This window comes from Gilliamella sp. G0441 (assembly GCF_050589305.1).
In the GTDB taxonomy this organism is placed as follows: domain Bacteria; phylum Pseudomonadota; class Gammaproteobacteria; order Enterobacterales; family Orbaceae; genus Gilliamella.
In genome coordinates this window covers 226352-249596 of the sequence record NZ_JBNRJF010000003.1, presented here as the reverse complement: position 1 = coordinate 249596, position 23245 = coordinate 226352, and the positions used below count along the sequence as shown (strand labels likewise).

The following is a 23245-nucleotide window of genomic DNA, read 5'->3' as shown; positions in this document are numbered from 1 at the left end:
AGATATCTGATACCTACACATGATTCCAGGTTAATGTATGGGTACCATCGGTCCATTGATCTACTCCTGGTGAAACTTCAGAGTGAGTCCACACACCAGCACTATCCAAAATTTGAAGTGAATCAGTACTATCGGTATCAAACCGAATGTTGTTGTTATCCATATTTTGGAATAAGTCACTCAAGTTTACGAGGATAAAATCACCGCCATTGCCATCTTTGAAATTGAATATATCAATATGTTTGAATAAATTTTTGTTAACAACACTGAAATCAAAAAGACCAGCCTGACCTCTTTTCGTCACGCTATCAATACCGGCCCCACCGTCAATTGAACTAAATTTATTGAAATCTTTCAGAGAACTAAACTGAAAAGTATCATTCTTATTAGAACCAATTATGTCAGTAACTGATGTTAGTGTATCTTGACCCCAATTACCTTTATTTACAGTGGTATTATTATTGTTGGTGACAATAACTCTAATCCCTTGTGTCAAGGTTTCATAATTAACAGTGGCTTTACTTCCATTAGTATTAACTATTTTATCGTTACCACTGCTTGCATAGACGATATCATTTCCAGCGCCAGTATAAATTTCATCACTTACACTGCTGCCATAAAATATATCATCATGATTTGTTCCAACAATCTTATGAATATTGATAAGTAAATCTTCCTTACCATATCCATTATCTTTAACCTCACCAGTTTCAAGATTAGCTATTATCCCCTTAGGTGATCGGTATTCAGCAACAGCGTTACTTCCAGAACCAATTAATGTATTGTTTCCATCACCACCAATTAAAATACCATTACCCGTCAATACATCGTCATATTGTGAACCATAGATATTTTCGATATTCTTAATTGTATCAGTACCACCGAAACCATTAGTAGCTGTGCCATTACCATTTTTATCTAAACTAACATTTACACCTTGTGTACCTGCATCATAATAAATCCAGTCACTGCCCGCGCCGCCATCAATATAATTGTCACCACCTTTTGCGTGAATATGGTCATTATTCGCTCCAGCAATAACGATATTATCTTTAGACTCGTTTCCATAAAAATGTATAGCAGCCTCTTTTGAGGTAACATTATTAATGTTATGTATTTCAGCAGAAGAATTACCCCAAGTAAGACGATTATTTTCTAAATCAATAGTATACGATTCTTTCATCGTTTCATCTAAAACAAGGGTGTTAATCCCATCTTTACCATCAACAAACGTTGTATTTTTATTGATGATAAATGTGTCATCATAATCAGTACCTACAAATTTGCTAAATCCGTTACTTGTAAAAGTATCCTGATAGTCATCTCCATTTACATTTTTTAATACCGTTCCTGCAGTTGCATTTATTTCAATGCCAGAACCCTGCGAAACAGCAGAATAACGGCTATAGTCTAGCGTATTTGTTCCTTTCCCTTTAGCAATAATTTGATCAGAACCAAGCGTACCATAAATGACGTTATTTGTTCCGCCACCAATATCAATGATGTTATCTTCATCACTACCTTCGATAATATCATCAAATGCTGAACCAACAATATTGTTAAAATTTATTACAGCATCTTGACCATCAATATTATTTACATCTTTGGTACCATTTTTTACTGCTTTTTGGTCTTTTAAGCTTATTTCAATACCGTTTTGTACGTTACTATAATCTATAGTATCAACACCAGTTCCACCATCATAAAAATTATCCATTCCACCTTTACCAACGATGATATAATCGTTTCCGGCTCCTGAACTAATTTTATAATTGGTATCATCCGTTAACTCTATACGGTCATCAAAATCCGTTCCAATAATTCCATTTATATCTGTTAACTGATCTGATCCTCCGAAACCATTGGAATAAGCTCGACGTGTTTTTAAATTTACATCAATGCCTGAAGTAGCAAGATGGTAATCAACAGTATCGTTACCTGTTCCGCCAATGAAAGAGTTATAACCTTGCCCTGCAATATAAAGATTATCACCTGATTCACCATAAATTACCGCTCGGCTTGTGGCATCACCTTGGATATTAAAAATATCATTACCATCACCACCGTAGATAGTGATACTACCTTTTGCTGTAGTGAAAACATCATCAAATTGACTACCTCTAATCGTTTGTACTCTTTTTAATGTGTCTTTACCACCAAATCCATTTTCAACAACTTGTTCTGTTGCATTGGCTAGATCTACTTTAATACCTTGGATTGCTTTTTCATAACTAGCAGTGGTATTTCCACCGTTACCACCAATTAAAGTATTATTACCACCCATACCCATTAGAATATCATTACCGCCATTCCCAATAATGACATTGTCGTTACTATCACCGATCAAAACATCATCAAATTGTGTACCAGTAATATTATTAATATTTTTAATGGTATCGTTTCTTCCTAAAGCATCAGTAGCTATTCCTTGGGTTAAATCGACTTCTACACCATTTTTAACAGTTTCATAACTAATAGTATTGGTACCACCTTGTCCATCTATGTGATTAGACAAACCGCCTCCGACAAAAAACGTATCGTCACCAGCACCACCTATTAATTTATTGCTTTCAGTGAGACTACCGATATAAGTATTATCACCATCATTACCTAAAATATTTTGGATATTTTTAAGTTGTTGATCAACGGCACCTGAAATGATACCAGTATTTAAATCAACAACTAAGTTACCTTCAACTTTAGTGTAATCAACTGTATTAATCCCTTCCCCACCATCATAAATATCTTTGGTTTTTCCAGCGATGATTGTATCATCTCCAGCTCCGCCTATGACATGAACATTATTAGGCTTAGTGGCTAACAGTATGTTTCCTTCCAAATCAACAACAGACGATGGAGAGTCTACAACCGAAAAGTTGAAAGTTTCTGTTTTTGTCACACCATTTGTATCTTTATACGTGATATTAACAGCAAACTTACTTATCTGATCTTGAGGATATAAAATAATGATTTCATTAGGAGCTAAACCATATTTATCTCCAAGCGCCGTACCCCCCTGAATAATTTCATATTCCGGAGGTAAATCACTAAAACTTGAAATTGATTGAATATCATCAAAAGAAACAACACGAAGAATCTTACCTTCAGGGATCCAATTTTGGTTTGGAACGTTGATAGTCCAATCAGCACTTTCATTAGAAAGATCAACAATTGTTGTAGCATATTGCTCATTTGCACCAGCCTCTGTTCTGGCATCGAGGTTACCACTACCGACATCATATTTATGTTCAGCACTGTTAATTAAACCTTCCCATTGAAATAGCTTAACTTTTGGTACTTCAGGAACAACATCTGCAGGCGGTTTACTTTCAACAATTGGTACTTCACCATCAATAGTTGAGTCATGCTTTGAAGAGTCTGAACTTGATGTGGATGTTTTTTTAAGAACAATCGATGAATTAGGAGATTTAAGCTTACTAAGTGACATCTCCATATCCATATTCATCATATCATCCAAAGATGATTCGGCTTCGCTGGTAGACATTTCAGCACCACCACTACTATCGATAATAATGAAATTATCTGTCATATTTGTAGTGACATCGACTGTTGTCTCTTCAATTTCTTGTTTTTGAGTATCCTCATCTTTGACTTGCATTGAATCAGGATTATTTGTTTCAATCACATTTGGAGCAACACCGTCAACACGAGCTAAACTCAAAATTTCATATGAATCTAATTTTTTACCATCTTTAAAGGAAAGTGAAAGCAACCCTTGGTGGAGCGATGCTAATTCAGCGCCCATAGTTAAAATTAATTTACGCCCATCGCCTGTGGCAATGATTAAATCAGGACCTTTAATCGATAAAGTTATATTTTCGGTTTCCCATGATGCATCAATTTTATTGTCTTCATAGGTGAATGGAATAATTGATGGTGCTGAAGCCATCGGTGTTAATGCTTTATTCGCGTTACTCATAAATTTATCTCATTTCTTATAATTGTTTAAACTCGATTAACTACTAATTCATGTGTGCCATCAGTCCAGGTTTCTGTCGAACCATTCACGCTATGAGACCATGATGAAGAATTTATCACTGCTAAGTTGTCATTACTATCTAGAACAAACTCAATTCTGTTTTGATCCATGACATCAAAAATTGATGATAAATCCACAGAAATGTTATCAGACGCTTTATCATTGAATTCAAAACGTTCAATATGTTTGAAAATAGAAGATGAACCAAAGAAGAAATAACTTGATTTACCTGATTTTTGAACAACATCAAAACCATCTCCACCATCAATTGAACGATAGTTATTCAAATCATTTAACGAAGAAATTTTGAAGAGATCATTACCTTTCGTCGCTATGATTTTTTCAACATTTTTTACAGTGTCAGTACCCAATCCACCACTTTTAGTAATTTTATTTGTGGTCAGATCCATGTTAATCGTTGTATTACTTTTCAACTGATTATAAATCAACGTGTCGTAACCATTCCCACCATCATAAGAATCATTGCCAGCACTAGCATAAAAAGTATCATTACCACCTTGGCCGATAATATTATTATTATTTGCATTTCCATGAACAATACTATCACCTGAGCCAACTTTAACATTATTAATGTTAATTAATTTATCTGTACCATTAGTTTTCAACGCTGTACCTTTTTCAAGATCAACATCTACTTTAGATACGCCAACATAACTAACCATGGCATTACCAACACCTTCAATGGTGTCATTACCAGTCATCCCTCTAATTTCACCACCTGATTTAATCTTATCATCATATTGAGTACCGATAATAACTCCAATATTTTGCAGATGATCGACATTATCATAACTATTTTGAGTAACAGTACCGGATCCATTTCGATCGAGATCAGCAACGATACCTTTTCCTGTATTTGAGTGCTGATAACTTACGGTATCAAAACCGCCGCCGCCAATTAGTTCATTACTACCACCTAGTACATAGAAAAAGTCATCAGATGATCCACCAACAAATTTAGTATTTCCTTGTTTATTAGTGAAACCTTGATTTCCCCATGCATTTGAAAAATGAACTTCGTCTATATTCTTGATGGTATGTTGAAAGAGTTCTCTGTCTTGTACGCCATCATAAATTTTATTTTCATCGAGGTGAGCAATCATTTTCCCAGCAATACCTTTATAGCTAATGATATCGTGTCCTGCACCACCATCAATTATTTGATTACCAGCTGCGGCAATAAAAGTATCATTGTAATTAGAGCCAACAAAGTTGTTGAAATTGGTAAACTGATCTACGCCTGACGCTTTTGAAACCTGACCTGTACTTAAATCAATTTTCACACCATCTTGAAGTTTGTCATATCTTAGTGTGTTATTTCCAGAACCGCCATCAATAGTATCATTGCCATCATTTCCATAGACAATATCATCTCCTGCACCAGCAAAAATACTTAAATCATTACCACTACTGTAAATCACATCATCAAAATCCGAAGCAATAATTTTTTGTATATTTGTTAGATTATCTTGTCCACCAAAACCATTATTAGCAACATTCCCTGAAACCAGATCCATGTCTAAACCAGAACCAGCATTACTATAATCGACTGTGTTGACATAACCCATTCCTTGGCTGCCACCATTGATTTTATTATTGCCTGATCCAGCTATAAAAATATTATTACCTAAGCCACCATCAACCTCATGATCACCATTGCCTAAAACAAAATAGTCATCAAATTTGGTTCCCACGACTTTATCGATATTTTTGAAGACATCAATGCCCGCAAATCCATTGTCATAAACAACATTTTTTTCAAAATCAATATTGACACTACTTGAAGCCAATCGGTAATCAACCGTGTCATGACCTGTACCACCAATATAGTTATTAAACCCTGCACCTGCATAGTAAGTGTTATTGCCACTATTTCCATGTATAAAGGTAATACTCGCTTCGTTACCGCCAATTAAAAAGCGATCATCACCAGCGCCACCATCTATATGAGTCGTACCAACTCCGGTGCGGAAATTATCATTATGATCACTTCCAACAATTTTTTGAATATTAATGAGTGTATCTTGGCCGCCAAAACCATTTTTAATAACTTGATTTTGAGATTGTATTAAATCTACATTGATACCAGAAGCAGCTTGAGAGTAGTCAGCAGTATTGTTTCCTTCTCCACCATTGAGAATATTATTTCCGCCCATCCCTGATAAAATATCATCACCCTCACCACCATTTATGATATTATCTTGATCGTCACCAATTAATACATCATCGTAAGCACTTCCGATGATATTCTGTATATTTTTGATTGAATCTTTACCACCATTACCATTGTCAGAAGCAACATTATTCGATAAATCAACATGAACACCACTAGCAGCTGTTTCATAACTGATTGTATTTAGACCTTCCCCGCCATCAATCATATTGTTGCCACCACCAGTCATGATCTTATCATCACCATCACCACCGACAATATTATTACTTACCGTTTGATGACCAATGATTATATCGCCATTATTACTTCCAACCACATTTTGAATGTTTTCTAAAGTATGATGAGTATGATCAGAAGTTGTTTTGCCATTATTTAGATCTATTGTTAATGATTCATCAAGTTCACTGTAGTTAACAGTATTTGTACCCGCTCCACCATTGTAATGTCCATTTTGATTACCTGCGAAAATAGTGTCATCACCACTTCCTGCGACAATATCCACATTATTTTTTGAGGATGCTAGTTGAACATGCCCTGTACTATCAAATATCACCGCAGGGTTATTAACAACATCAAAAGTTGCATTATCGGTAACGGTTTGACCATCATTATCAATATAACTATATGAAAGCGTGAAACTAGTTTTTGAGCCTTCAGGATAAAGGATCATGAATTGATTTGCTTTTAAACCATATTGTTTACCTAATGCTGAATCAGCTGTAATGACTGTCATATTACTAAGTTGACCTGTCACGGATGTTACACTCATGGCATCAGTAACTTCAACAATTCGACCTATTTGTCCAGCAGGAATCATTTGAGTATTATTAGCATAGATAGTCCAATCTGCTGTTTCAGCCGATAAATCAATGAGAACATTTTCGTATTGTGAACGAAAATCACCTGAAGTTGTGGATTCTTCATTACCTGTACCACTAATCCATGTTTTAGTATTTTGATCAACAACGCTTTTGATTTGTAATAACGTAATTGAAGGTATGTTAACTTCGCTCGGATTTTCTGAATCGTCATTATCCGTTATTTGTATTTCATCAACTATATGCGCTTCATCTATAAATGTTTCTTTTGATGTTTCAGCCGTATCAGAAGCCGAAATTTGGGAAACATATTCTGCTGTATCAATATCGGAATCTCTTGATGAAGAAGCTGATTGCTTTGAGATATATTTCTCAAGATCTTGCATACTTTGCTCATTTTTTTGCAATTTACTATCAAGATCTTCAACAATAATAATTTCGACTGCATCCTTAGCGACCGGTTCAATTATTTCATCAGCATCTTGCCCTTTTAATTCCGTTTTCTGACTATTATCGGATTCATTATTTTCGATTAATTTAGGCATATTACTGATCAATTGAGATTTTGATATCAGTTCACTAGCATTTATCGTCACCCCATCCTGAAATGTAAATGTAAATATATTTGGGTCCATTGATGCTAATTTTGCCGCTAGAGGTAATATTAATTTGTCCTCACCTGATTGAATAATTAAATCACTTCCATTAATTAATAATTTAACATCTTTATAATTTACTGGTACATAATTATCCGAATAAGTTACAGGTACAACTGCCTTTTCTGGAGATGTAGGCTTTGGTAAATAATTATATGACATCTATTTTCTTTCCATTCATTTAATTTAATACGTTAAGGTTCTGAAAAAATAAGCGAACTGTTTGATAATAAAGGTTTTAAAAAGTATTCAAGCAATGTCCTTTTTCCAGTCAGCAAATATGCATCGACACTCATACCTGGATACATTGTTACATTATATTTCTCAGAAGGAACTTCAATACTAACAAGATAATATCGACCTAAGTTCTCGTCTGAAACAGCATCTGCGCTTATAACAGATACTTTTCCTTCTAAGGTGTTTGCATATGAAACATCAAAAGCACTGATATGCAATCTTGCAACCATTTTTTCCCAAATACGATCCCTATCTTCTGGTCTTACTTTTACTTCGGCAATTAAAGGGACTTCTGAAGGTGCTATTTCAACAACTTCTCCCCCAGCTCGAATAACTGCGCCTGTATGAGCAACAAACAGGCGCTGAATAACGCCATCAGCAGGACTAACAATTTTTGAATTTTCTCGTCGCCCTTCGCTATGCGTTCGTGAGTTATCAACATCGCTTAAATTGATATTCACTTGAGTTAATTGTTTTTGAACATCAGATATAAAATCGGCTTGAATCTGTTCATACCTTGCTTCATATTCTGAAAGTTCACTATTTAATCGTGGCACTCTTAATCTTGATTCATTAAGTGTTGTTTGAATTTGCTGATTTTCAAGTTTTTTCTGAAGCAATGTTCCTTGTGCTGCTGCCCCTCTAGCTACCATGTTTTTGTAAAGTTGAACTTCCTGTTTAGTCAACTCTGCTTGTTTGCTAAGGTCATCAATTTTAGTTACGAGTTCTAAAATTTGAGCTTTCTTTTGTTCTACTTGAGCATTAATGACTTGTTTTTGCGCCCGTAAAGCAACTGATCTTGAATCAAATAAATTTAATTCACTTGTTATAATTTCATCTAATGATTTTTCACCTGTAAATTTAGGTTCAAATTTTTCATTACTTAATTCTGCATTAAGCCGTTCTATTCTGACCAATAATGCTTTACGTTCAATTTCATTTTTGGCAAAACTTTCATTAACATAACTATTATCAACAATAGCAATTAATTGTCCTTTAGTTACATGCTGCCCTTCATGTACTAAGAGTTGTTGTATTACGCCACCTTCAGGGTGTTGTAAAGTGACATTTCGACTTTCAACACGAATAACGCCAACACCTTTTACTAATACATCAACTTTAAATAACGAAATCCAAATTAGAAATAAAATGATGATAACTAATGTTCTACCTGCCATTCCAGTCGGCAGGTAGTTCATTAGCTTACTATCAACAATTCGTTTTGGAAGAATATTAACAATTGTTTTTTTGTTAATTTTTTCTCGAAAGTTGTTAACTAATTTTTCTAAAATTAGAATTTTATCTTTCATTTTAGTTCCAAAAATCCTTTAATCTGCTAATAAAGGTTGTTGATCTTCAATACTATTAAATTGTGGCTGTGGTAAAGTAGTTGAACCACTTCCATTTGACGGCAATGACTCTGATTCTTTAGCTTTAGTTGAATTTTGGTCTTCTTGTAACTCACCTGCTTTTAAGATGCGAATAGACACAAACGCAACATCACTTTTATTTACAGAAGCATTTTCGATCTTGATTTTACCCAATGAAACTTTATCTTGTATCAATCCCAACAAATGCATATTACGCTCAAACTGAAGCTTTAAATCATTACCTGTTTGTTCATCTTTTGAAGAAATAGTTGTTGAGAAAACAACCGCACCTTTTTGCTCTATTTCATCCTTATGAATTTCCATCCATTCAGATAATTTTTCCTCATTTTTAGAATCTAAATAGTTTGCATTTTTATTATTATCAAATGCCAAACGTAATTCATTTGGATCAACATTTTCATCAATTTTATAGTGAACGGTAACTACTTGGTTACGGTCACGTAATTTAACACCAGCATTTTGTTGAGCAATGATTAACAATATTTGAAAAATTAAAGTTACTAGAAGATATACTAGTAACAATACTGTCATCATATCTACATATGCCGGCCAGAAATGAGAATTCGATTTCATAAAACAATACCTTTTCTGTTATTTTAAGCTTAGTCTTGACATTCCATTATCAAGCTGATCAGCTAAAAGATACAAACCTAATGCTGAAAGATAGTAATCATACAATGCAGAAGATTTACTGACTTTAGCACTGAAATAGTCTGTTTCAACAGTTAACAAATCATTCAAAGTACGTTGACCTAAACGAAACTCATCCATATATAATTTACGTGTTTTACTCGCATCTTTTTCTGCTTTAAACTGTATTTTATATGTATCAGTGGCGTTGAGCGCATCTTCTACCAAATTGTTTGAAACTTCTTTAATGTCTCGAACAAGTTGGTTATAAGATGCCATACTATAATTGTAACGAGCCGAAGCCTGATTGATTTTAGAGGTATTAACTCCACCGTCGAAGATAGGCATACTTACTTGTAATGAGACTTTTCCACCAATAAAGTTACCGTCTTTATCATCTGGATGTTGGAAAGGTTTTGTATATGAACCTACAGCATCAACCGATGGATAACGTGCACTTTTGGCAACTTCTACTTCTGAGCGAGAACTGTTTAATTGAAACTCTGAAGATTTAATATCAGGATTATTTGCTAAAACATCAGCTAAAACATCATTAAATTCGTGACTATTAATAAAAATTTCTTTTAATTTGACACTTTGGGTTGGTACAGATCGACCTAATAATGTATTAAGTTCTTGAATTGATTTTTTTAGTTGTAGTTCAATTGATTTAGCAGCATTTTGAGCATTGGTTAATGCTAATTTAGCTCTAATTAATTCTGATTGTGGAGAAAGCCCCCCTGAAACACGAACACCAATAGTATTTACAAGATCAGACATCTGTTTGATATAATCTTGTGCATAACCTTTTTGTTGCGTGTAACGACGTATATTAAAATAAGCTTTAACAACATTAAATGTTACTTTACTTTTTTCAAATTCAGCCGTGTATTTAGCTGATTCACGAAGTTGTGTCGCACTATCAACACCATAACGTGTTCGTCCAAAATCGAGTAAGTTATATTGTAAAGAAACTTGAGCCTGTGCATATTCATCATTCGAACGAGAAACTGATTTCATTCTATCAAAGGCTTTATCTCGAGTTTTTGCTAATACATTAACTTTAGGATAATAAGTCGCACTGACTTCTTGGATACGCGCATCGGCTTCTTGTAATTTAGAATTGGCTGAAACGGTACGGAGTGAATAATATTGAGCTAGTTCAATAGCTTCTTGTAAAGATAAACCTTTCGCTGAAATGTTGAAATCTTCTTGTAAGGTATTTGGGACTTGTTTTTCAGACAACAAAATAATTTCATTCTCTTCATACGTTTCCTGAGTGTTATGCTGTTTATGTTTAACAGTACAACCGATCATAAGAGATGAAAGCACACTTAATACAATAATTTTATTTTTCACAACAACAATCCATATAACTAATAACAATTAAACATGGTTAACTCTATTCTGTTAATTTGAAAATAGAGTTAACTAAACCAAAACAATAAGTATTAACTTATGATTGAATCGATGCCTTTATTGAGGTCATTTGACCGACACACTCAATCAAAGCTTCATTTTGTTGTCTTATTGCTTTTACAACAGCTTCTGAATCACTTGTTTTGGTACGAGCAACAGATTCAATGGTTAACAACTGCTGGCGAACACCACGTATTTCTGATTGTAAGACAGATAATGTCTCTGACACTTCGTCAAAAGACGTCACAATTTGCAGACGATCAGCATTCATACCTCCAATAGCTTCTACTAAGGCTGTACGATTTTGTTCTGTTGAGACATGAACACTATCAATTGCATCAATTGTCTGTATTTGGTTTTGTGCAATTTTAACTGTGTGCTGATCAATGACATTTAATGCATTGTTTGCCGTTTCAAGTTCTGATTTAATACTACGTAATATAGGTTGTTGTTCATTCATAGAAGCAAGAAATTGATTAAATGCATCTAATATTGCAGCGTTAATACTTCCACCGTGTGATCCCGATCCTAGTACGCCTGTTGAACCAGAATATGAACCTGTAGCCCCCTCTGCTCCACCAAATCCGGACACTTGATCTTCAGCGTGTTTTTTTACCCAATCGTCGACTGAGTGATAAACATTATCTACGATAGAACTTAAAAGATGTGCTAATAAACCCATCACTAAAGAGCCCATCAACCCCAAAAACGAAGCTGAAAACGCTTGCGACATACCGCTCAATGGACCACTAATACTATCTAGTAATTTACCAATATCGTTCGCATTATTTTTGAGGTTCATCATCGCCTCAGTGATACTGCCCATTGTCATTATCAAGCCCAAAAAGGTACCTAATAAACCAAGCCCGACAAGTAATCCTGATAAATAATCAGCCCCAGATACACGATGCGAAAATTTGTCTTTTAGTTCATCTAAAATAGAACTCCGAATTTCCGGTCCAGCTAGCACTAAATCAGAAACTCGACCTCTTAAACCTTTAAGAGCCCCTGAAAATTGGTACTTATCAAGAGCTTCAACATCATTAGATTTTAAAGAGGTAAAATTATTCCAACTGTTAATGCTCATTACTAGAGAAATACAGACATAAAAGACATAAATTACACCAATAATTTGCATTGAAACAATAACTGAGTTAATTATCGGATTGTGCCCAATCGTCTCTAAAAGCAAATCGTGAAAAATTGTAAAAGCCATTACAATTGCAAAAAGAATAAAAAAGATCAAACTTATCGATCGTTTAACTGAATTCAACTTCACTTTATCCATCCTTAAACTAAATTAGAAAATCAATTATAATTTAGTTTTGCTTTAAAAATTTTCTAATTCTTTATAAATAATTTATATTCATCAATCTTTTTTTACAAAAAATGATGCCTTGACTATTCTATTATCGATTCATAAAAAATGAAACCTTTTTTGTAAAAAAAATTTCTAATTAGTTTTTATTTATAATGAGTTAGCTTTAAAAAAGCCAGTTTACAACAAGAATTAGTAGCATTTGGACTAATGTTAGATTTTTTCTTATAAAAAATCACAAAATCGACAAACAAAGAAATTCATTCAATTATTCATGAAGATATATTTTTATATATTCATTGATTATATTTCTTTTAAATTTGATATTTAAAAAGAATAAATTTACATAAAAGTTACAAACTCAAATTAAAAAAATTATACTCATACTTTTTGTAAATTATTTAATATATTTTTTATATCATTAAAGCATATTGAGATATATTAGAAATGAATAGTGTAAGTATTATTACTTGTGATCTATCAAATTGTCTTATAAATATATAAGATGACTTCTACAGACCAAGCAAAATTTATAATGTATTTTAAAATTATTATTGTAATAATTTATTTAATTATAATTTGGTAAACGCCCTATCCAGTTGTGATACCATCTTGGGTTTATTTCACTCCTTATAGTCTTTAACTCCCATCGATTTCCATGAAAAAATAAACTTATTTGACCTGATTTTGCCGTAACACGATAATCTAATTGTAGATCCTGATAACGTTGTATGACTTTATTTGAAGGTAAATGCCAGGCGTTATAGCGAGAAGTTGAAGCTAATGAGATTGCTGGATTAACATAATTTAAAAAAGCATAGCTTGATGAAGTGTTACTACCATGGTGAGGAGTTTGTAAAATAGTTGATGCAAGGTCTTGTGCATATTTTTCTACTAATTGATATTCTTGTTTTCGTTCTAGATCACCTGTTAATAATACAGAAAAATTATTATCATAAACTTTTATTACGCATGAATCTTCATTTTGTGCATAATTTACTAACTTATTAGGCCATAATACTTCAAAAGTCAGATTATTCCAGTTTAATTTGTTGCCAGCTTTACAATAAAAATTGTTTCTGAGTGTGGTTGAAGAACTCATTAACCAAGCTTTTGGGTAAAGATGTTGAAGAATAGTTAATCCGCCAATATGATCATTGTGTTGGTGACTAATGATAATGCCTTTTACCTCTAAATCATGCCAAATTAAAAAAGGTATAATGATACGCTCAACAGCGGAACTTTTTTCCCATTTAGCTCCAGTATCATATAATATAGCTGATTTACCATCATGAATAACAACGGCTAATCCATGCCCTACATCTAGCATATCTAATCGCCATTTATAATTCTGCTGTTTGAAAAATGGCGTAACTAATATCATTAATAGTATAACAAGGGTTATATTGAAACGACGCCAAATTCCAATACGTAAAGATATAATCATTAGCCATCCGATAATACTGAATAGATAAAAATTAGATGACAAATTAAGCCATGAGAAATTTATTAGTTCTAAGCAAATAAATAACCATTCAAGCGATATTTCTGCAACATACAAAAACCATAATGATAAATGAAAGTAATTAAGACAACTAAAAACAAGTGCTATCAAGATTGAAGGAAAGGTAAATAGTGAAATAATTGGAATAGCTATAAGATTTGCTAATAAGGATACAGGGCTTATACCCTGAAAAACAAAAATTTGTATTGGTAGTAATAATGCGGTTAAACCGAACTGTAAATGCAACAACCTAATTAAATACCATCTTTTTTTATGTTGTATTCTGTTTGAAATTGGTATCCACTCATATAAAAAAATTAAACTTACCACAGCATAACAAGATAACCAGAAACTTTCAGATAGAATCATTAAAGGATCGAATAACAACATTAAGGCAATAATACGATTAATTTTTTGCCACGAACTTATGTGTCTATTTTTATAACGTAGATAAATCCATATTGATAAAGCCAACATTGCCCTTAATGCGGGAGGATTTAAACCTGTTAACCATGCATAAAAAAAAGCAAACATCCAACCAACTACGATAGGAGTATGACAATAACTGAAACGCTGAGGAACAAAAAACATGCTTAATTTAATGGTAAAACTACACATCCAAAAGACTAATAAAATATGCATGCCAGAAATCGCCATTAAATGAGCAACGCCAGTTTGCATCATTATGGTACGTTGATACTTTTCTAATTGAGATCGATCCCCAAATGCCAGTGCTTTTAAAATTCCACGATAAGGAAATAAATCGATATACTTTGCAAGATTACTAGCAATATTTTGCCGAACATCATAATTTTCATCTAATAATTTTTCACTTTTTAATTTTGCTGTTAGTAAAGTCCGATTTGCTATCGCAAACCGCTGACTATCAAATCCACCTTGATTTAAATAGCTATGAACAACTTTCGTTTTTATGGTCAATTGCCATATTTGACCTAATTTAGGTACAGAGGATTTATCCCAGTATATCGAGATAGGAATAGGCGCTGAAACATAATGATTCTCTATATTTAAAATCGAAAATTGCACATTATAAGGCTCGTTTTGCCTAGAAGCACATCGAGTGTTAAGACTTACAACTTTGGCTTTTACGATTATGGTCTGATCAATTAATGGTTCAATATTCAATATGTATTGTTTGGCATAAGAAGTAGCCCATAAAAAGCTCAATACAAAAACAGAAAATGTTAAATGAAGTTTTGATTTAGAGAAAAAAGGCAAAACAGTTATTATCAACAAAAATGCAATAAAATACCAATACTCATCTGAAGGTAAATTAGGCAAAAACATTAGAGGCAAACACCCTAATGAAAAGGCTATGGCAAAAAAATCATATGAACAAATATGCCGCATTGACAAGGCTTAAAATATCTACATTGAATATTTACTAAGCCTATTATGTTTTAAGTTCAAAAAATAAATTAACGCTAAAAAGTAGATCGAAGTTCCAATTTATATTTCTTTTTACGAAAAATTAGTATGCGTTGTTTAATGATAGATGGAAGTCTTACCATTTATGATTTAATAATAACAATAAGTATTATGATTAAATTTTTCTTCATCATAATTAAGAATGGATAACCTGCATAAAGGTTATTAACAGTTATCTGATTTAATAGAAATAAAGTGCTATTCAAAAAAAAACCTTTGAAAATATTCAAAGGTTTTTTGGAGATTTTAGCAATTATGCTTTTGCAGCATTATTGACTCTTTCACGTAACTCTTTTCCTGGCTTAAAGTGAGGAATATATTTATGTTTAACCTCAACATTACCGCCGGTCCTTGGGTTTCTCGCTTTTCGTGGAGCACGATAATTTAGACTAAAACTACCAAACCCACGTATTTCTACACGATCATTACTTTCCATAGCTAAAGCGATCTGTTCGATAATATCTCTTACAGCATTATCAACCAGTTGCACAGGAAGGTGTGCCCGCCAGTTGACAATTTTTTCTACTAAATCTGATCTGTTCATGGTCACTCCTAATTAATGTATGTAGTATATAATTGATTCATTTTATACCACAAAAGAAAAAGAGGGCAAGCCCTCTTTACTTTTTAAATGAATATATTTTACTCGGTTTTTGATGCAGCTTTGAATGCTTCTGCCATTGCATTTGTAAATGACGCTTCTTCTTGAGTAGAAGTATTATTTACAGCAGCTAACGCTTCTTTTTCATCAGCTTCATCTTTAGCACGTACAGATAATGAAATCGCACGAGTTTTACGATCGATATTAACAATTTTAGCTTCAACTTCATCGCCAACTTTTAATGCAGTCGTCGCATCTTCAATGCGTTCACGTGCAATGTCTTGTGCTTTTAAGTAGCCTTCAATACCATCAGCAATTTCAATTGTTGCGCCTTTTGCATCAACAGCTGTTACATTACCTTTGATAATTGTACCTTTTTTGTAGTTTGAAGCAAAATTGTTGAATGGATCATCTTCAAGTTGTTTAATACCTAAAGAGATACGCTCACGTTCTGCATCAACTTGTAATACAACCGCTTCGATGTCATCACCTTTCTTATACGCTTTAACTGCTTCTTCACCTGGCATATTCCAAGAGATATCAGAAAGATGAACTAAACCGTCAATACCACCATCTAAACCGATGAAGATACCGAAATCAGTGATTGATTTGATCTTACCACTAACTTTATCACCTTTATTGTGTGATTCAGCAAATTGTAACCATGGGTTTGGTTTACATTGTTTAAGACCAAGAGAAATACGACGACGTTCTTCATCAATTTCAAGAACAATAACTTCAACTTCATCACCTAAGCTAACCACTTTAGATGGGTGAATGTTTTTGTTAGTCCAATCCATTTCAGAAACGTGAACTAAACCTTCAACGCCCGTTTCAATTTCTACGAAACAACCGTAATCAGTTAAGTTAGTTACTTTACCAGTTACTTTCGTACCTTCTGGGTAACGTTTAGCAATTGAAACCCATGGATCTTCGCCTAATTGTTTTAAGCCAAGAGATACACGTGAACGGTCTTTATCAAATTTAAGAACTTTAACAAGTAATTCTTGCCCCACTTCAACCACTTCACTTGGGTGTTTAACACGTTTCCAAGCCATATCAGTGATATGAAGTAAACCATCAACACCACCAAGATCAACGAATGCACCGTAATCAGTAAGATTTTTGATGATACCTTTAACTTCAGAACCTTCTTGAAGATTTTCAAGAAGTTGTTCTCTTTCTGCGCTATTTTCAGATTCAATTACTGCACGACGAGAAACAACAACGTTGTTACGTTTTTGATCTAATTTAATAACTTTTAATTCGATTTCTCTATTTTCAATATGAGAAGTATCGCGTAATGGACGTACATCAACAAGCGAACCAGGAAGGAACGCACGAACGCCATTAAGATCAACCGTAAAGCCACCTTTAACTTTACCATTGATAACACCTAAAACTGTTGCAGCATCTTCAACTGCTTTTTCTAATGTAAGCCACGCTTCATGACGTTTAGCTTTTTCACGAGATAAAATTGTTTCACCAAAGCCATCTTCAATTGAATCAAGTACAACATCTACGATGTCGCCAACTTGAACTTCTAATTCGCCTTGGGCATTTTTAAACTGCTCTACCGGAATTGCTGATTCAGATTTTAAACCAGCATCAACTAAAACAACATCTTTGTCGATTGCAACGACAGTACCACGGATCATGTTACCAGAACGAGTGTCTAGTTGATTTAAAGACTCTTCAAAGAGTTGAGCAAAAGATTCAGTCATATTTATATACTTAAATTAATATTAACGTCCACATTACATCATGTCTTGTGGGGTTGTTTATGATACTCCACTCGTCCTTATAATGGAGCTTTGTTCACGTTATAAATAAATTTACAACGCAAGTTTTTCGTTTATATACGTAATAGATTGATTAAATACATCTTGGATAGAAAGTGATGTGGTATCAATTATTAGTGCATCTGTTGCAGGTTTTAATGGGGCAACGGCTCGATTACGATCTCGCTCATCACGCGCAGTTATCTCCTGCAAAATTTCGGCGAATTTAGCATGTTTTTGCTTATCTTGCAACTGTTTCATTCTTCTTTCTGCTCTTGAGTGTGGACTAGCATCCAGAAAAATTTTTACTGGTGCATCGGTAAACACAACTGTCCCCATGTCTCGCCCATCAGCAATTAACCCCGGCGCTTGCCTGAAATCTCTTTGCCGTTGCAATAATGCTGCCCGAACTTGATTTAGCGAAGCGACTTTAGAGGCAGCCCCCCCGGTCTCTTCAGTACGAATATCTTTAGAGACATCGACGCTATTTAATAGTACTTTGACTTCCCCATGACGGGTATCAAATTTTAAAGGTAAATTTAATGCTAATTGAGTTAATTGTTGTTCATCATCCAGTGCAATGTGATGATTGAGCGCCGACAACGCAAGTACTCGATAAATTGCGCCAGAATCTAAAAGATGCCAATTGAAATGATTAGCTAACGCTTGGCACAACGTGCCCTTCCCCACACCACTAGGGCCATCAACAGCAATAACAGGAACGAATGTATTCATTTAGTATTCACTCAATCGTTTAAATTGTTCAAAATAGTCAGGAAATGTTTTCATTGTACATTTAGGATCTAATATAGTCACGGGCGTATCGGATAATGCTACTAATGAGAAACACATTGCCATACGATGATCGTTATAGGTTTTTATTTCAGCATGTGTTAAAGATTTAGGCGGGATAATCGTTATATAATCGTTACCTTCTTCAACCTCTGCCCCTACTTTACGCAATTCAGTTGCCATAGCAGATAAGCGGTCAGTTTCTTTAACTCGCCAGTTATAGATATTACGGATGGTTGTGGTTCCTTTGGCAAACAAAGCTGTTGTTGCTATTGTCATCGCAGCATCTGGGATGTGATTCATATCCATATTAATACCATTAAGTTCCCCTCGGCTACACTCGATATAATCATCAGCCCACGTTACTTTGGCACCCATTTTTTCAAGTACATGAGCAAATTGGGTATCACCTTGTAAGCTTTTTTTACCAATACCCGTGACGCGAACAGTGCCACCTTTAATTGCCGCTGCAGCTAAAAAGTATGAAGCGGATGAAGCATCCCCTTCAACCAAATAAGTACCCGGTGACTTATAAGTTTGCTTTGCTTTGATAACAAATTTTTGATAATTATCATTGATAACTGATACCCCAAAGATTGCCATCATTTTGATCGTGATATCAATATACGGTTTAGAAACTAAATCCCCTAAAATAGTAATTTCAGTATCGTTAACAGCAAGTGGGGATGCCATTAATAGCGCCGTTAAAAATTGACTTGAAACAGAGCCATCAACCTGAATATTTCCGCCAATAAAGCCACCATGAATCTGGAGTGGTGGATAACCTTCATTTTCAAGATAATCTATTTTAGCGCCACCTTGACGAAGCGCATCAACTAAATGCCCTATCGGGCGCTCTTTCATACGCGGTTCACCCGTAAGTACAATATTATTTTCAGCAAGACATAACGCAGCAGTTAAAGGACGCATCGCCGTACCGGCATTCCCTAAAAAAAGCTCTAATGCATGGGATGAATGTAGTTTTCCGCCGACGCCCTCAATATCACAAATCGTGCGATCATTTGATAATTGATACGTAACACCTAATGCTTTTAGCGCATCAAGCATATAACGGACATCATCGCTGTCTAATAAATTTGTTAAACGTGTTTTACCATGACTTAATGCAGACAAAAGTAGTGCCCGATTAGACACGCTTTTTGAACCTGGTAAGTTTATCGTACCATTAAATCTTTTTATCGGTTGTAATGTTAGGGATAACATGATAGTTCTCTTTCTATTTTTAAGATTTTTAAAATTTATCTAAAGTTGCTTTCAACAATTCAATGGCTTGTTCATCTTTAGCACTATTTTGCCACAATTTATCAAATAACAAACGGTATCGCTTAATCGCATCGTGAGATGAGGTAATAGAAGCAATCCCTGTGGTCACATTCGGTAATTCACCTAATCGAAACGGGCTCATCGCTAACGAAATCGGGGCTTCATTTTGATAAAATAATTGAAACGCAATAGATGGAATAGCATGCTCTGTAATAGCAATGGTTGGCGAATAAGTTTGTTGTTCAATTAATTCAATTAAGTGATAGACTTCTTTGCGAGCTAATAGCATGCGTTCGGACTTTTTACCCGGTGAAAGATTTAAATTACCGACTAAACCAATATGTAAAAAACGCTCCACATTGCGTAAACTAATTAAATTAATGACGTTAGGTGCTGATTGATAGAATTGTGTTTGACGTTCTTTTAAAATAGCTAACGTTGTTGCATATTTTTTTAAATTAATTGAATCGCCCGATTCATCTAGCATCATAGCAAGATGAGAAAGATAATCTGGTGAAGTGAGTAAAAAAGAAAAAGGATCAAAATGAGAATAAATATGTGTTGATTGTTCTTCAAGTTGACGCATACGTTCAAAAAAACCTTCACCACTTGAATAATATTCGGTATCAATACCAATCAAGCTCGCTAAGGATGTATCTAACAAGGTCGCTAAACGGCCTAATGTTTCGATTTTGATAATTTCACCCTTCTCTAAACGGTAAACCGCAGCTCTTGAAATTCTAAGATTTTGTGCTATGTCTTCTGCTTTTAAGGAAGCCGCTATACGATACGCCCGTAAACGCTGACCTATCGCACAATAATCAATCGATCCAGTATTCATAATTCACTCAAATCATTCGGATTTTGGCAGTGTAACATAAGGTAATCATATTGCCAATTTGCAATCTAGGTAATTTTGTTCAATTCATTTTACCATTAACTTTTGCATATCATTTTCAATTCATCAATATACGATTTTTGATTAAAATAATGGATAATCTATCATCCGTAATTAAATAACGTCATAAATATTGGCATTAGCAACGTAAGCAAAAAACCTTGCACGATAGCAGCTGGCACTATCATTATTCCAGCTCCTTTTTGTAACATAGGTAAAGTAAAATCCATAGACGTTGCACCACATAACCCCAATGTTGTTAATTTATAGCGTTTTATTAATGTTGGAATGAGTATAATGGCAAAAAGTTCACGTAATATATCATTTAAAAATGTAGCACTGCCAATAATTGCACCATGCGCTTCAGTCATTAAAATACCTGACAAAGAATACCAACCAAATCCAGATGACATACCTAACCCTATACGCAAAGGTAGACCTAATAGCAAAGCAGCAACTATTCCACCAATAAAAGTGCTTATGATGACAATTAGCGTTGTTGCAATACCGACTTTGTTCAGTAAAATTTGTTTAAGCGAAATATTATTACTTCTTAATTGAATACCAATTAACAAGAGTAAAAAAACTAATACAACCTGAATAATGTTTTCGGTATATTGCCATACAAACAATGGAAAAAGTCCGACTACAAACCCCAAAACGAGTGCAATAAAGACACGCAATGATTCTAAAATCATTTTTACGCGTGAACCAAATGTTTGATTGGCACTTGAAATTTTCCAAGGTAGAAACAGGTCAAACAACATTAAAAAAATAAAATTACCGCCAAAAGTACAGATAAAAATAATGGCGGTATAAAATAGAATGTTTTGCAAATTAGTCGCTAGGTTATCTAAATGAGCAAGCTCAGCACCCATAATAAAAAGAATAAAATAAACCATCCAACTTAAAATTTGGTTAATTTTAGCTATCCATTTTTCTTGTTTGCATTTAATTAAATAACCAATGCACAAAGGCACAAGTGCTATTAGAATACCAAAATACATATTTTATTCCCTACTAATTAATTTTTAACGTTTATTTTTATTCGTATTGATTAAAAAAATCGATAAACAACAAGTTGAATATCGATTGTAATCAATTTTAATAATTTAGTGCCAAACCACTTTAATAATTATTAGTTTTATTATGTTAATGATGCTAATTGTGTTTCAATATTTAATTTAAGTTGATCTAATAAAGCATAACGATTTCGATATTCTGAACGTTTCTTACTCGCTATATCTTCTAATGATTTTCGACTAATCTCAGTAGGTAAGATAAATAGTTCACGAGAATCCTGTTTTCCATCAATCGTTAACCAAAAATCATCATAATCCGATAAAATTCGTTCTTGTCGACTATTATAACGCCAGTTGTTATAAACATGGGTTTTATTTCCAACTGCGACAATTTGCTCTAACTGAAAATGATTAGCAATGATTAATGCAGCCTCAACGACGACTCGTTTAGGAAATAAACCATAACACTGTTTGGTAGCCTTTTGCACACGAACACGGGCTTCGTGGTGACCCGTACCTTGCAACCCTGCAATAAATAATGTTGTTTTTTGTTGATATTGAATGATTGAAAAAGTTAATGTTGCTAAATCAATACCGTCATTATCATAAAAATAAAGGCTTATTTCACCTTCCCGAGCAAACTTGTTACGGGCTTGAATAGCTATTTGAATATTAGCTTCATTTTTGACGGTAAGATTAGCCAATATAAAAGGTTTAGTTGGATCATAAAAAGCCTTAGTCATGCTATCAGGTTGATTCGCTAAAAAATCATAATGACACGCTAAAGCAGCATAACGTTCATGTTGCGATAAACATGACGATAAATAGGGTCTTTGTAATTTACACGGTAAATTAGTTTGGCAAGAAAAATAGTAGCCAATCAGTGGATATTGTCTTAATTTATCCAACCATTTTAGTGTAATGGGACTTAAAAATAGGGTTCTAAAAAAAAATTTATAACGATAAGTCGGATTGAGCCAAAGTTCATTTAGCGGAAGTTTACCGGTACAAAGCCAGTTAAAAAGTTGCCATTTGCTTTTTGGCTGGGACATATTCGTAATATTATTCATAAGCAGAAAATATAAAATTGAGTTAGTTAATTGATAAAGAATTTATATAAGGCTAAATTATAAAATATCAATAGATATCAAAGATTAGTTATAAATACCAAATATTAAGAGTACAATACAACATAAATCAACGCAACCTTTGTCATCGTATTCCATAAGAAAAGCGAGAAAATAAAAAACG

At 33.8% G+C, this 23245-nt stretch carries 14 protein-coding genes; all 14 read right to left on the bottom strand.

Features of this window, described 5'->3' with window-relative positions:
• Positions 1 to 13: 13 nt before the first annotated feature.
• The 14 genes from ACKJXD_RS04600 to ACKJXD_RS04535 all read right to left on the bottom strand — a co-directional run bounded on the left by ACKJXD_RS04600 (position 14) and on the right by ACKJXD_RS04535 (position 23046).
• Positions 14 to 3940 (bottom strand): beta strand repeat-containing protein, encoded by a 3927-nt coding sequence (locus ACKJXD_RS04600; protein WP_430875666.1) that lies wholly within the window; start codon positions 3938 to 3940, stop codon positions 14 to 16.
• A gap of 26 nt (positions 3941 to 3966) precedes the next feature.
• Positions 3967 to 7830: a beta strand repeat-containing protein gene (locus ACKJXD_RS04595; protein WP_430875665.1), complete on the bottom strand. Its 3864-nt coding sequence runs from the start codon at positions 7828 to 7830 to the stop codon at positions 3967 to 3969.
• A gap of 32 nt (positions 7831 to 7862) precedes the next feature.
• A complete protein-coding gene (locus ACKJXD_RS04590) occupies positions 7863 to 9215 on the bottom strand; it encodes an HlyD family type I secretion periplasmic adaptor subunit (protein WP_220216890.1) in 1353 nt (450 codons plus the stop codon).
• 18 nt (positions 9216 to 9233) lie between these two features.
• Positions 9234 to 9869, bottom strand: coding sequence for a hypothetical protein (locus tag ACKJXD_RS04585; RefSeq protein ID WP_430875664.1), 636 nt, complete (start codon positions 9867 to 9869; stop codon positions 9234 to 9236).
• Positions 9870 to 9887: 18 nt separating this feature from the next.
• Positions 9888 to 11285, bottom strand: a complete 1398-nt coding sequence (locus ACKJXD_RS04580) for a TolC family protein (RefSeq protein ID WP_220216888.1) — start codon at positions 11283 to 11285, stop codon at positions 9888 to 9890.
• A gap of 97 nt (positions 11286 to 11382) precedes the next feature.
• On the bottom strand, positions 11383 to 12624 hold the full coding sequence (locus tag ACKJXD_RS04575; protein ID WP_220216887.1) for a MotA/TolQ/ExbB proton channel family protein: 1242 nt from the start codon (positions 12622 to 12624) through the stop codon (positions 11383 to 11385).
• Between the two features lie 607 nt (positions 12625 to 13231).
• Positions 13232 to 15475, bottom strand: coding sequence for a DNA internalization-related competence protein ComEC/Rec2 (locus ACKJXD_RS04570; RefSeq protein WP_430875663.1), 2244 nt, complete (start codon positions 15473 to 15475; stop codon positions 13232 to 13234).
• Between the two features lie 394 nt (positions 15476 to 15869).
• Positions 15870 to 16160 carry an integration host factor subunit beta gene (locus ACKJXD_RS04565; protein WP_220216885.1) on the bottom strand — a complete coding sequence of 97 codons (291 nt, stop codon included), beginning with the start codon at positions 16158 to 16160 and terminating at the stop codon, positions 15870 to 15872.
• Between the two features lie 98 nt (positions 16161 to 16258).
• Positions 16259 to 17941: a 30S ribosomal protein S1 gene (gene rpsA / locus ACKJXD_RS04560; RefSeq protein WP_220216884.1), complete on the bottom strand. Its 1683-nt coding sequence runs from the start codon at positions 17939 to 17941 to the stop codon at positions 16259 to 16261.
• Positions 17942 to 18052: 111 nt separating this feature from the next.
• Positions 18053 to 18733 (bottom strand): (d)CMP kinase, encoded by a 681-nt coding sequence (gene cmk / locus ACKJXD_RS04555; RefSeq protein WP_220216883.1) that lies wholly within the window; start codon positions 18731 to 18733, stop codon positions 18053 to 18055.
• Positions 18734 to 20014 (bottom strand): 3-phosphoshikimate 1-carboxyvinyltransferase, encoded by a 1281-nt coding sequence (aroA, locus tag ACKJXD_RS04550; RefSeq protein ID WP_430875662.1) that lies wholly within the window; start codon positions 20012 to 20014, stop codon positions 18734 to 18736.
• A 28-nt stretch (positions 20015 to 20042) separates the two neighbouring features.
• The gene (locus tag ACKJXD_RS04545) at positions 20043 to 20915 is read right to left on the bottom strand and encodes a helix-turn-helix domain-containing protein (RefSeq protein WP_220216881.1); all 873 of its coding nucleotides are present in this window, start codon (positions 20913 to 20915) and stop codon (positions 20043 to 20045) included.
• A 161-nt stretch (positions 20916 to 21076) separates the two neighbouring features.
• On the bottom strand, positions 21077 to 21979 hold the full coding sequence (locus tag ACKJXD_RS04540) for a lysine exporter LysO family protein (protein ID WP_220216880.1): 903 nt from the start codon (positions 21977 to 21979) through the stop codon (positions 21077 to 21079).
• A gap of 140 nt (positions 21980 to 22119) precedes the next feature.
• Complete coding sequence (locus tag ACKJXD_RS04535) at positions 22120 to 23046, bottom strand: VirK/YbjX family protein (RefSeq protein ID WP_430875661.1); 927 nt, start codon at positions 23044 to 23046, stop codon at positions 22120 to 22122.
• Positions 23047 to 23245 lie beyond the last annotated feature (199 nt).